Origin of the sequence: Chitinophaga costaii (genome assembly GCF_900094705.1) — a bacterium.
GTDB lineage: Bacteria > Bacteroidota > Bacteroidia > Chitinophagales > Chitinophagaceae > Chitinophaga > Chitinophaga costaii.
The window spans coordinates 1-13,659 of sequence record NZ_FMAR01000017.1 but is presented as its reverse complement, the minus strand read 5'-3'; the positions used below and the strand labels follow the sequence as shown (position 1 = coordinate 13,659).

The following is a 13,659-nucleotide window of genomic DNA, read 5'->3' as shown; positions in this document are numbered from 1 at the left end:
TGCTGTTCCTGGATGTATGTTACTTTCAAAAAATTTCACGTTATGATTCAATTACCAATTTCCCGTATGCGGTACGGCTTATTGCTGCTGTGCTGTATGCTTTCATCGATGGCGATCGCACAACATGTCGTACAAGGCACTGTTACCGATGCTTCCCAACAACCCGTGATCGGGGCTTCTGTGCACGTTAAAGGAATGCATACCGGCACGCAAACAGATGTAGGGGGCGCTTTCAGCATCCAAGCCAACAAAGGCGATTTTTTAGAAATTAGCTTTATTGGCTTTAACACGCAAACCGTAGCGATCGGCGATTCCGCTAAACTTAAAGTTATACTACAGCCATCCAGTACCTCGCTGAATGAGGTGGTGGCTACCGGGTATTCTTCCCAGCGTAAAAAAGACATTACCGGCTCGGTATCGGTGGTGAACATCACTAATTTAAAATCGGTGCCCTCCGGTACCACCGAATCATTGTTGCAAGGACAAAGTTCGGGCGTTACGGTGATCAATTCGGGCAATCCTGGTGGTGGCAGCCAGGTGAACATTCGCGGCATCAGCACCATCGGCAACTCCAGCCCCCTGGTGATTGTAGATGGTGTGCCCGGAAGTTTGCACGACCTGAATGTAAATGATATCGAATCTATGCAGGTACTGAAAGATGCTGGTTCGGCTTCGATTTACGGGGTGCGCGGCTCTAACGGCGTTATTGTGGTGACGACGAAAAAAGGCAAGCAGGGCAAAACCCAAGTCAGCTACGACGGTTACTATGGTGTGCAAGTGCCTTTGTCAAAAGGATTCGGGCTGGCTGGTACGAAAACATACATGGACGCCATTTTTGCTATGCAACAAAATTCCGGGAATACACCTTCTCATCCTCAATTTGGTACGGGTACATTTTCTATTCCTGATTATATTTTACCCGCTGGTGCCAAAGCAGGAGATGCCGGTACAGATCCATCTACTTACAACATTAATACCCACCAGATCATGCCCGCCAATAAATCTGGAACCGATTGGTTTCATGAAATATTCAGGCACGCACCCATTCAAAGTCATAACATTACCGCCAGTGGCGGATCGGAAAAGAATAATTTCCTGGTGTCTTTAGGTTATTTCGATCAGCAGGGTACCCTCATTAATACCTATTTGAAAAGATATTCTGTAAGGGTAAACTCCAGCTTTACAACCGGGCATTTGCGTATTGGAGAAAATGTGTACCTCGTGTACAAAGACAATCCCAAGATTACCAACCAGAACGAAGGCAATGCTATTTCGTATGCTTACCGGGAACCACCAATTATACCGGTATACGATATCATGGGTAATTTTGCAGGCACCAAAGCACCCGGATTGGGTAATTCGCAAAATCCTGTGGCGGTACAAAAACGTACGGCAAATAACCGCGGCTACGACTGGCAGATCAACGGAAATATTTTTGCTGAATTGGATGTGTGGAAGCATCGAATTACACTACGCTCTAGTGTGGGAGGCAATCTTGATAACTATTATTTCTATGGATTTACTGCTACGCCTTATGAAGCGGCTGAGGGCAATACGGCTGCTAATAATTTCCAGGAAACCGGCGGTTTTTCTTATGGACGTACCTTTACAAATACTATTACTTATAATCAACAGTTTGGACACCACGATGTAAAAGTGCTAGCCGGTACAGAGGCTATCAAAAACTATGGCCGTGGCATGTTTGGTGGAAGGAATAGTTATACCCTCTCTACCGATCCGGATTACATTACGCTCAATACCGGGTTGCCCAGTTCTGCCACCAACGGCGTATATCAGCTTTATTCAAATACATTGTACTCGCAATTTGCACGGATAGATTATAACTACAACAGCAAATACTTACTAAGCGGCACACTGCGTAGAGATGGCTCCTCGTTCTTTGCACCAGGACATCAGTATGGCGTGTTCCCTTCTGTTACCGCAGGTTGGCGCCTTTCTCAGGAGCCATTTATGGCGGGCCTGCATTGGCTTAATGACCTGAAACTACGCGGCGGTTATGGCGAGCTTGGGTCACTGAGCGGGGTGAGCACCCAGCCCAATAATGCTTATTCCCTTTATGCCGCCGACCCTGCCAAATCTTATTACGACCTGGCAGGTACCGGGTTTAATCCTATGCAAGGAACTTACAACAGTCAGTTGGGCAATCTTATTACCACTTGGGAAAGCGATGCGATTGCCAACCTAGGATTCGATGCTACCTTGTTTAATAATCGACTCGATCTTTCTTTTGAAGTTTACAAGAAAAAAATCAGTGGCTTGCTGTTTCAACAGGCCTTACTGGCTACCGCCGGCGGCGCTTCCGCTCCTTATATCAATGGCGGAAATATTGAGAACAAAGGATTTGATTTTAATGCAACTTACCACGGCAACGTTCAGGACGCAAAGTTTGATATTGGTTTGAACTTAAGCCATTACACCAGCATGGTGGTAAGTTTACCCCATGAAAAATACCAGGACTTCTACAGTGCAGGATCTTCCCGTCTTGGTACTTTTGTGCGCTTGCAGCCGGGGCATGCCTTGGGTAGTTTCTTTGGCTACCAGGTAGAAGGCCTGTTCCGCGATGCCGAGGATGTGAGTAAATCCCCTAAGCAAACCGCGGCAGCGCCAGGTCGCTTTAAGTACCGCGATGAAACAAAAGATGGCATGATCACCGATGCCGACCGTACCTTCTTTGGCAATCCTAATCCAAAACTTACCGGTGGATTTAATTTGAGTGTGAGTTATCATCATTTCGATTTTAATATGTTCCTGTATGGTTCATATGGCAATAAAGTGGTGAACTATGTGCGCTACTGGACCGACTTTCCGCAAGTTTTCGGAGGGGCCGTAGCGGCTGATGTTATCAGCAATTCATGGCGTCCGGACAATCTGAACGCCAAAATCCCGGTACTAGAAACCAGCGCAAATTTCAGCAATACCGGTGCATTTAACTCTTTCTACCTGGAAGATGGTTCTTACCTGAAAATGAAATCCCTCACATTAGGTTACACCTTGCCGGATGAACTCATCAAACGCCTCCGTATCCAGCGCTTACGGGTATATGTGCTGGCCAGTAATTTATTCACCATCACTAAGTATTCCGGGTTGGATCCCGAGTTGCAGAACGCTAACCTAAACGACAATACGAGTTTTGGTATCGACTTTGGCGACTACCCTGCGAATCAGAAAAATTATAATATAGGCCTGAACGTTACATTTTAAAATGACCGTTATGAAAAATATATTTTTAAAAACGAACCTGTTGCTCACTGGCTTACTCCTGTGTAGTACCTGGGGGTGTAATAAAAGTTTTCTCGATCAGCAACCGCTGGGCGTGTTAAGTGCTACCGTATTGGCAAATAAACAAGGCGTGGAAAGCTTGCTGGTAGGAGCCTATTCTATGCTGGATGGATATGGTGGTAACAGTGGGGGCACGCGTTCGCCCGGCTCCAATTGGGTGATGAGCATGGCCGCTGGCGATGCGTACAAAGGTTCCTCTCCATCTGATGGTGCTGCAGACGTACAGCCGATACAGTTATTTAATATGACTACCAGTAACACGGCAGTGTCAGCAAAATGGTTGTTTGAGTTCGATGCTATTCAACGTTGCAACGATGTACTACGTACCATTCCGCTGGCCACCGATATCAGTGATGAAGATATAAAACGCATTACTGGCGAAACTCGATTCCTGCGTGGGTTTTATTATTTTGAGCTGAAAAAGATTTACAACCAGGTGCCTTATATCGATGAAAATACAAAAGATGTAAATCAGCCGAACGACAAAGACATATGGCCCAATATAGAAGCCGATTTTCAATATGCCGTCGATAACCTGCCACCTACCCAGGCATTGCGCGGACGGGCGAATAGCTGGGCTGCAATGGCCTATCTGGCTAAAGCGTATATGTTTCAACATAAATTTGATGCCGCGTTGCCCTTGCTCACAAAAGTGATTAATGAAGGTGTAACGGCAGGAGGACAGAAATATGTACTGGTTCCCTTCCAACAAAATTTTAGCCCGCAAGCAGCACAAAAGAATAGCGGTGAATCTGTATGGGCCTGCCAAACTTCAGTAAACGATGGTTCCAATGGCTCAAATGGTAACCGGCCGGACGATCTTAATTTCCCGTACAACGGGGGGCCGGGTGCCTGCTGTGGATACTTCCCGCCTTCACAATCATTGGCAAATTCTTTTAAAACCGATGCCAATGGATTGCCTTTATTCACCAGTTTTGATACGGGCAACGATGTAAGTGACCCAACGACGCCCTACACGGGTACGTTAGACCCGCGTATAGATCTTACGATGGGACGGCCAAACATTCCTTACCTGGATTGGGGCTACCCGCAACCTAGCTGGATCCGTGATCCTACCAACGGTCGTTTTACGCCCCGCAAAAATGTGTATTCACAAAGTGAGCGCGCCACCAACGTGAGTAACGAAAGCTACTGGGGATCACCAGAAATTACGACCAATAACATTAACCTGATGCGTTTCTCAGACGTAATCCTCATGGCTGCGGAAGCAGAGATAGAAGCTAGCGCCGGCAACGCCGATCGCGCCCTTGCTTATGTGAACCAGATAAGGGCCCGCGCAGCCGATGCTTCGGGTTGGGTGTATAAAAATGCTACCTATGATGCCGGAACTTCACAATACACGCCACAAACAACGCCGGCGGATAAGTATCTTATTAAACCATATCCGGCAGGTGCTTTTAATGATAAATCCTACGCACGTACAGCTATTCATTTTGAACGAAAGATAGAGCTGGCCATGGAAGGTCACCGCTTTTTCGATCTGCAACGATGGGACTTGGGTACCGGCTCCATGGCTAATGAAATCAATGCTTTTCTGCAGTATGATGTGAAGATTAATACTACGCTGAAAGGTGGATTTTTTACCAAGGGCCGTAATGAATACCTGCCCATTCCGCAGCAACAAATTGATTTGTCGGCGGCAGCTACGGGTGTACCGCTGTTAGTACAAAATCCTGGTTATGTGAATTAGGAGGCGAGGTTGCTGGTATATTAGTTGCGCAGGTACAAGATTTTTTTTAGACAAAACACCTATGGAATAAAAGGCCATAGGTGTTTTTGTATAAAATGATACTGTATTTAAAAAGATAGGGATAGTGATACATCACTTATTTTTCTTTGCAGGGTTCATAGTTTGAATGGCGGCTCTTGTAATCGCGTAACTACTGAAGCTGCCTGATTGATTCGCATAGTCTCGTTCAATTTTATAACTAAAAACACCGCCCATGTTTTGGCTAGTTGCCCAGGCAGCATATGCTGGCATTTGATTCGAAGCAAAGCCGGTTTCGTCTTCAAAATCTACTCCTGCTAGAAATTTGCTTTGAGGAATATAGTTTTTGAAAGTGTTATAGGTATTAGTAAGACTATTTGCATTTCTCCAATAAGCTTGTAGGTAAACCAGGTCGTAATTTTTATACGTCTTAGTATAAGGCGCGAAGTTGCCATCCATATTTGTGTCCCAGATAAACATAAGCTTTGCATTCGATAACGTGGGTGGGGTAGAAGTGGGCCCGAAATATTTAGCCAATTCCGTCATGATGGCCACCAGCGAATCGTTACTCTCTGGTATAATGCCTGGTTCTATGTCGAAGTCAATACCATCCAATTTCCACTTAATCACCGAATCGCGAAGGGCTGTCACACCGGTTCGCCAATTTTTGTTGTTCACAGCGCCACTGGCATCTTTGGGGCCAAACCTGGAATTGAGATCATCTAACCAACCAGTAACAATAAATTTCATTCCTTTATTTTTTTGCAAATCATGAATAATTTGTAGCTCCTGCTCCCAATCCGCGCTATTTTCCTGTCTGCCCCAAATGTTTATGATATCTACACTGTCGGGTATTAAATTTAGTATACCGGCAGTATCGCCCGTTTCCCGCGAAAAATATCCGCCCATTAAACGGTGATCACTATTTTTGTATTCGATCAGTTTAACGTTGGCTGATATACCAGGATTATTTCCAGCTGAATTGCCCAACTCATCTAATATTTTTTTGCAACTTGGCATAGTCATGAGTGATGCCACACCTAGCACCACTAAAAAATTTGAAACTTTTTTCATACACGAGGTTTTGTTGGTTATTAACAAGATTGAATTATACATGGGTTAAAAGAAACACATTTATAAAAACTACAGTTGGCCGATAAAATTCAATACATAAATAGGGCCTAAACTATTTGGGTGAGTTTATAACGGATCATGCTTGTATTTGCTTGGGTGGTTAGAGGATACCTGGGGTATATTTGCCTCAAATATGGGGGGAGGATGAGGAAGTCGACTGTAGTAAATGGGGTTCTTTTTAGGGTTTGATTGTAAACGGTAATAAAATTCCCCATTTACCGGATATGCCGTTTCTTTGTAGCATGCAACAAATTCAGGACCTTATCCAGGCAGGACAAATTGAAACGGCGATCCGGGAAACGGAAACGATGCTTAGCCAACTGCCATCTTCCGGCTTTCATTACGTAATAGGCAAAGACCTACTGCACCTACAGCGGCCATTAACGGCATATTTGAATTATTCTTATAACGTCATGAAAGAAGATGAGGAGCTAGACATTAAGGCTTTATACCTGGAAATGAACAGTTTTACCACACAATACGACCAGTGGTTCCTCCATTTACTGGCATACGAATCGCTTGTTAACCGCGACAATCTCGATTGGCTGGCGGATTTCAGTGGAGAATCCGAAAAAACATTTACGATCACAGGCTTTGAAGCCCTGCAGGAAACCAACAAAACATACATGCAAACAGAAGGTTACCGTAACGATCAGTTGCGGCAGGCCTGTGAACTTCAGGAATATCTCATCCTACTCCGGGTGCAGGAACTCGTGAAACAAACCATCCAGGATAATAAAGGGAAAGCCCCCTGGGCAGATATTCCTGTGTTAGTGGGAGCGCATGATTATGAGGATCTGATCGCTATGATCTAATAAAAGCGCCCTTGTTGCCGTCTAGGACCGTCAATCAAAAACTTTTTGTTTGCTGGCAGCCGGCAACATTTATTCTGAAAATTTAAATGACAACAGCGTGTTGGGCATTGACGATAAAAAAGAAACAACTACCTGTTTGCCAATACTGTTTTCCGTAGGCATGTTTTGCCCTGCACTAAATAACTGTAGTATTTTTAATGGTGCTAAAGAAAAAGAAACACTTTCACTTTCGTCTTGAATAGTGAAGTTTGTATGAATGTTCGTATAACGGGCGGATATGCTGGTATCTTCCTTATAACATTTTGTAAGAACGCCTTCAAAGAATATTTTTTTATTCTTCGTGGTGAGTTCGCTTTTATAAGTCAGATAATTGGAATATTTATAAATAAAAACAATTATTAACACGAAGAGAAGCACAGCATTTGTGATCAGCAAATATCCTCCTCCTGAAAAAAGAGAAACAACAAAAGTAGCAGGGATAGTAACTATCTCAAAAACGATCTTGAACTTTTCTGATTTTAATCCCCACCAAATAGGTATAACAATTGTTAGCAATGAACCCAAAAGCATAACAACCATAAATAAAAAAAAGGAAGCTTTCTTGTTCAACAAGAAAGAAGTGCCTATAATATCCATTACAGTCATTAATAAGCAAACCATCGATACTATAAATAAACCCGTTCGCAAACTAAATGTCTGTGTGCTGATATATGACTTTAAAAAGATTTTAATATCTTCTTCTGTTAAAGACTCTTCGGAAATCATGATCATATTTTTAATGATGCAACACGTTCTTTATAACAGCTACTTTCCCTTCCATTGTTTTCACCACCGCACAACCATTGTGAAAGTCAGTTGCCTCATCAAATTGCGGCGCAATTGCAAATTTTCCTTTTTTATCTATATATCCCCATGCATTGTTTATCTTAACGGCCATTAGCCCTTCGTGAAACCTTTGGTTGCTATCGTACATGGTACCATATTGGTTAGTGAAAGAAATTTTTGATATAGTATTTCCCATAGTGTCTATGACTAAGAAATATCCGTTTTTATTGCCGTCTCCTTGGTTGTCGTCCACTTGTACAATTGTTACTCCATCAGAAAAAGGAAGGCATTCATTTTCATATTGCGGCGGAATGATAATTTTACCGTTTTTACTCATTACGCCGTTTTTGTAGCTGTCAACAGAAAAGGAAATATTTCCTTCAGAGAAATATTGATTCAAATCTGGCGTTTCCTCTTCTTTAAATTTGTATAGCACTTTGCCGGTAGTATCAATCACTGTCCATTTATATTTTGTAGGGCCCGAAGGCAAGCTGTTGTACAAACGCTCTAAGTTACCTTTTCCTTTGTAAAGCAGGCTTCCATTCACGGTATCCATTGCAACGACGGCTGTACCGCCAGAAAAATCAAATGCTTTATAGTAAGTTAATGGCAATACAATTTTTCCTTGTGTATCTACATATCCATATTTACCGTCTTGGCATACAAGCATTCGGCCATTGTGGAAAGCGGGCGGCGCTATATCTTCGTCCTCACTGGTGTGTGCGATAGCATTAATAATTTGTCTTTTGGTAATGAGCAGGTGGTCATTCATTACTATTTTCCCGCTTACATCAATTATTTGCCAAGTGCTGCCTGTGTTTACCGCCGTTAGGTTGCCCGAAAAATTTTCTACTTTGTCATAAATGCAGGGAATAACTTCCTTTCCATTTTTGTCGATAAAACCATATTTAGAATCATCGTTTACTTTTTTACTGATATAAGCTAATCCACAATGGAAGTTGCCTGCATCATCCAAAATTTTTTCGAATAATATTTTTCCTGTAGTATCTATATAGCCAATGGATGACCACATACTATCATTATCCGCAATAGTGCTATCGTGGGAAATTTCCACTTTTGCTACACCTTCTGAAAAGTTACTGATATTTGAAAAATTGTTATTGGAGGTTACTACAAACAGCGTGTCTTTTATTTGTGCATGAACAGAGCAAAAGAAAAATATACAACACCATAACAATATAAAAATCCTCTTCATTTTTATAAATTAAAATCGTTTAATAGGCTATAATCTTATTATGCGTTTTGCTATTAAACGACAATTTTGAATTGCGGTAATAAATATTTGTAGTTACCTGAAATAAAAAATGTTTTGCAATCGTATATGTAACTAATCAAACATGTCTAAACGATCATGCCCATCACGCGGGCGAATTTCATGAAATTCAAGGGATTTGCAAACAGTTATTAGCGCCATCATGTTTAAATGTCCCGGGGAGAGACTTAGAAAACTTATTAGATAAAGCCGCCTTAAAAATAGATTAACTATTTCCATATATGATTTGCAAATCCTGGATGATCCCGATCCGGATCACGCATGCATTTACTTTTAGGAACCCAGGAACTGCGTAGGTGATATTATTAATTTGTGGTAGGCAGCCGTATGTGCTGCATATCCATTTGGGAGTTGGCTTATCAAACTGGATGCTATCGCTAAGCCTCCTGCATCCTGGAAAAAATATCCTTTAAAATAGATACCAGGTCGCTAATGCGGGAAGGTTTGCTTACAAAGGCTGAAGCGCCGGCTGCCATGGCCTGTGAGGAGAAATGATGCTCCGATGAGGTGGAGTACATAACCACAGGAATGGTCTGGGTGGCAGGTAGCCGCTTTAATTCTACCAGGCATTGCAATCCATTTATCCGGGGCATATTCAGGTCCAGGAAAATGTAATCGGGCGCAGGGGAATTTGTTTGCAATTGTTGCAAGGCATCCGTTGCATTACTGGCAAAAGAGCATTGATAGTCTGGTCCTACTTCGGCCAGGGCCAGGGCAAAAATTTCCTGGTCGTCTGGGTCATCGTCAATAATCAAGCAAGTTGTATGCTGCATGTAGCAAAAATGATTTTAAATAGCGTTCGTGCAGGTTTGCTGTAGGAGAAGTAATGAAGGTAAAATTTATCCTGCATTGATAAATGCGCTTTATCGTTATATTGATGTTATAATTACACTAATCTACCCCCTTTTGTTCAGTGGTCGTTGTTATTGTTTGCACAGAACGCCTGCTTATCCCATTTCCCCCCTGGCCTGGGCAAAAAAAGCCTCCACCCCAAACGCCTTGAAGGAGGCTGTAGGGCAGGATGCGGCAGGATGCGGCTTTATGCCACCTGGGTTACTTTTATCTTAACTGATCGTACAAAATAAATTCCATGCAGGCAATCCTGGGCGTAGTATTCCACTTTATAGGCGGTTTCGCCTCCGGTAGTTTTTATCTTCCCTACAAAAAAGTAAAAGGCTGGTCCTGGGAAAGCTACTGGCTGGCCGGTGGCCTTTTTTCCTGGCTCATCGTTCCACTACTAGCCGCCTGGCTTACGGTCCCGGATTTTATGGATATTATTCGTGCCGCACCACCTTCCGTTATTGGCTGGACTTTCCTCCTGGGATTGCTGTGGGGAGTGGGAGGGTTAACCTTTGGGCTGTCTATGCGCTACTTAGGCATGTCGCTGGGTATGTCTGTAGCCCTGGGTTTTACCTCGGCTTTTGGTTCACTGGTGCCGCCCATTTACCGCGACCTGTTTGCGCCGGAAAGCGGGGTTACCTTTACCCAGATGTTGCACAGCAGGGGAGGGGTTATTGTATTGATTGGGGTGCTGGTATGCCTGGTGGGCATAGCCATCTGCGGCCGGGCAGGCATGTTAAAGGAAAAAGTGCTTACGCCGGAGCAGCAGAAAGAGGGGGTGAAGGAATTTAATCTTACCAAAGGGCTTACGGTGGCCACGGTATCGGGCATATTGAGTGCATGCTTTAACTTTGGAATAGAAGCCGGCAGGTCTATGGCAGCCGCAGCCGAGGCACATGGTGCTAACCCACTGTTCCGGAATAACGTGACCTTTGTGGTAATCCTCTGGGGTGGATTAGTTACCAATATACTCTGGTGTATTTACCTTAATATTAAGAATAAAAGTTATAAAGATTATAACAATACCGCCACTCCTTTGGCTGCCAACTATTTATTTGCCGCAGTGGCCGGTGCCACCTGGTTTTTGCAATTCTTCTTCTACGGCATGGGAGAAAGCCGCTTGGGTAATGGATCTAGCTCCTGGATACTTCACATGGCTTTTATTATCCTGGTGTCTAACTGCTGGGGTATTGCACTGCATGAGTGGAAGGGAGTGAACATACGCACCTGGCGTACCGTGTTCCTGGGCATTGCCACCATCATTCTATCCGTGTTGCTGGTGGGATATGGCAATAGTATTTAAAATGGAGGATGGAAAGAATATAAACAAAGCCTTCAAAATTTGTATCATGGTACATGATATATGTAGGAAAATATAATATGTATATACTTTTTAAAACAATATATTTTTATGTTGACAACTGAATTTAAGCATGTGAGTTATCTATGGGATGAGCAGAAGGCGGCAGCATTGGCTGGGGATGAGGTAGGATTGTTGATCTATCGCTCTAATTTGCTGGGTGCCGATCTGCGGCTTACAAATTATGGTGGGGGCAATACCTCCTGCAAGGCGTTGGCAAAAGATCCGCTCACGGGAAAAGATACAGAAGTAATGTGGGTAAAGGGCAGTGGTGGCGACATCGGCACGCTGAAACGGAACGGATTGGCAGCATTGTACGTAGATAAGCTGCGCGCACTGGAGGGCATTTACCGGGGCATAGACCAGGAAGATGAAATGGTGAAGCTGTTTAATTACTGCCTGTTTGACCTGGATTCCAAGGCACCTTCCATCGATACACCTTTACACGGATTTTTACCCTTCAAACATATTGATCACCTCCACCCCGATGCGGCTATTGCCATTGCAGCGGCCAAAGACGGCAAGCAGATTACGCAAAATTTATTTGGGGGTACCCTGGGTTGGGTAGATTGGCAAAGACCGGGTTTTGACCTGGGTTTACAATTAAGGCAGTGCCTGCACGAGCATCCTGGCATTCGTGGTATTATGCTGGGATCGCATGGGTTATTTACCTGGGGCAATACCGCTTACGAAAGTTATGTGAACACCCTCGAAGTGGTGGAAAAATGCGCCGCTTACCTGGAACAAAATTATAACAAGAAACGTCCCGTGTTTGGCGGCGTAAAAATAAAGGCCTTACCGCCCGAAAAACGCCTGCAACAAGCCACGGCGCTGGCCCCCGTGCTGCGTGGTTTTTGCTCCGAACACCAGCACATGATCGGTCACTTTACCGACGATGCACGGGTACTGGAGTTCATTAATGCTAACGACCTGGCCCGCCTGGCCCCCCTGGGTACTTCTTGTCCCGACCACTTCCTGCGCACCAAAATTGCGCCCTTGGTACTGGAATTGGAAGCCGGCGAAGACCTGCACGATGTGAAAGCCTTACAAGCACGGTTGGCACCGGCATTTGCCGCCTACCGGAAAGATTATACCGCTTACTATGAAACCTGCAAACATCCCAACAGCCCGGCTATCCGCGATGCCAATCCTGTGGTGATCCTGTACCCGGGCGTGGGCATGTTTACCTTCGCCAAAGACAAACAAACCGCGCGGGTGGCAGCGGAATTTTATATCAATGCTATCAATGTGATGAAGGGGGCGGAAGCTATTTCCGAATACACCTCCCTGCCACGGCAGGAAGCCTTCGATATTGAATATTGGTTGCTGGAAGAAGCCAAATTGCAACGCATGCCCAAGCCCAAAGCGCTGAGTGGCCGCATTGCCCTGGTTACCGGCAGTGCCGGCGGCATAGGGCGTGCCATCGCAAAGAAATTTGTTGAAGAAGGTGCCGTAGTGGTGATCAATGATAACGATGCCGAAAGACTGGCCACCGCAAAGGCTGCTTTTGAACAACAAGCCGGCAAAGATGCCTTCACTACCGCGCTGCTGGACGTAACCAATCCCGACCAGATCAACGCCGCATTTGACACGGCCTGCCTGGCTTTTGGGGGGGTAGATATTGTGGTAAATTGTGCCGGCCTCTCTATTTCCAAACCGCTGGAAGACCATACCAGCGCAGATTGGGACCTGCTGTACAATGTACTGGTAAAAGGCCAGTTCCTGGTAACCCAGGCCGGCGTAGCCATTCTGCGCAAGCAAGGTCGCGGGGGCGATGTGATCAATATCGTGAGCAAAAACGCCCTGGTATCCGGTCCGAATAATGCTGGTTATGGCAGCGCCAAAGCCGCCCAGTTGCACCTGAGCCGCCTGAATGCCGCAGAATTGGGCCCTGATCACATCCGCGTAAACGTGGTAAATCCTGACGCCGTGATTGCCGACAGCAAAATATGGGAAGGTGCCTGGGCTGAGGGCCGCGCCAAAGCATATGGTGTAAAAATCGAAGAGCTGCCAGCCTTCTACGCCAAGCGCACCCTTCTCAACGAGATCATCCTACCCGAAGACATCGCCAACGCCTGCTTCGCCTTCACCGGCGGCCTCCTGAACAAAAGCACCGGCAACGTGCTAAACGTAGACGGTGGCGTAGCAATGGCCTTCGTAAGATAACAGGAACAATGTACTATGTAAAATACCATGGAAGGGAAAAAACGCCCACCATAGTCCCAGGACATAGTACATTGCCCCATCCCCCCACCACAAAAAAATTCATAATTCATAATTCATAATTCATAATTCATAATTCATAATTCATAATTCATAATTCATAATTCATAATTCATAATTCATAATTCATAATTCATAA

Annotated in this window: 9 protein-coding genes; 5 read left to right on the top strand and 4 right to left on the bottom strand. The window is 44.6% G+C overall.

The window, feature by feature from the left end:
* Nucleotides 1-42 precede the first annotated feature (42 nt).
* Complete coding sequence (locus GA0116948_RS18320; RefSeq protein WP_089715062.1) at nt 43-3,222, top strand: SusC/RagA family TonB-linked outer membrane protein; 3,180 nt, start codon at nt 43-45, stop codon at nt 3,220-3,222.
* A 10-nt stretch (nt 3,223-3,232) separates the two neighbouring features.
* Entirely contained in the window at nt 3,233-5,011 is a 1,779-nt protein-coding gene (locus GA0116948_RS18315) for a RagB/SusD family nutrient uptake outer membrane protein (protein WP_089715060.1), read from the top strand.
* A gap of 132 nt (nt 5,012-5,143) precedes the next feature.
* Here the strand turns inward: GA0116948_RS18315 and GA0116948_RS18310 are convergent, their stop codons facing one another.
* Nucleotides 5,144-6,103 (bottom strand): glycoside hydrolase family 18, encoded by a 960-nt coding sequence (locus GA0116948_RS18310; protein WP_165798379.1) that lies wholly within the window; start codon nt 6,101-6,103, stop codon nt 5,144-5,146.
* A gap of 302 nt (nt 6,104-6,405) precedes the next feature.
* On the opposite strand from GA0116948_RS18310, the gene GA0116948_RS18305 reads away from it, so the two are divergent.
* Nucleotides 6,406-6,978 (top strand): hypothetical protein, encoded by a 573-nt coding sequence (locus GA0116948_RS18305; protein ID WP_089714904.1) that lies wholly within the window; start codon nt 6,406-6,408, stop codon nt 6,976-6,978.
* 69 nt (nt 6,979-7,047) lie between these two features.
* Here GA0116948_RS18305 and GA0116948_RS18300 read toward each other — a convergent pair whose 3' ends face one another.
* From GA0116948_RS18300 to GA0116948_RS18290, 3 genes are all read right to left on the bottom strand, one after another.
* Nucleotides 7,048-7,743, bottom strand: a complete 696-nt coding sequence (locus GA0116948_RS18300) for a hypothetical protein (RefSeq protein WP_123891731.1) — start codon at nt 7,741-7,743, stop codon at nt 7,048-7,050.
* 10 nt (nt 7,744-7,753) lie between these two features.
* Nucleotides 7,754-9,019, bottom strand: a complete 1,266-nt coding sequence (locus GA0116948_RS18295; protein WP_089714901.1) for a WG repeat-containing protein — start codon at nt 9,017-9,019, stop codon at nt 7,754-7,756.
* Nucleotides 9,020-9,474: 455 nt separating this feature from the next.
* A complete protein-coding gene (locus tag GA0116948_RS18290) occupies nt 9,475-9,870 on the bottom strand; it encodes a response regulator (RefSeq protein ID WP_089714899.1) in 396 nt (131 codons plus the stop codon).
* 317 nt (nt 9,871-10,187) lie between these two features.
* Between GA0116948_RS18290 and rhaT the strand changes: the two genes are divergently transcribed.
* A complete protein-coding gene (gene rhaT, locus GA0116948_RS18285) occupies nt 10,188-11,240 on the top strand; it encodes an L-rhamnose/proton symporter RhaT (RefSeq protein ID WP_089714897.1) in 1,053 nt (350 codons plus the stop codon).
* A 108-nt stretch (nt 11,241-11,348) separates the two neighbouring features.
* A complete protein-coding gene (locus tag GA0116948_RS18280; RefSeq protein WP_089714895.1) occupies nt 11,349-13,463 on the top strand; it encodes a bifunctional aldolase/short-chain dehydrogenase in 2,115 nt (704 codons plus the stop codon).
* The last annotated feature ends 196 nt before the right edge of the window (nt 13,464-13,659 follow it).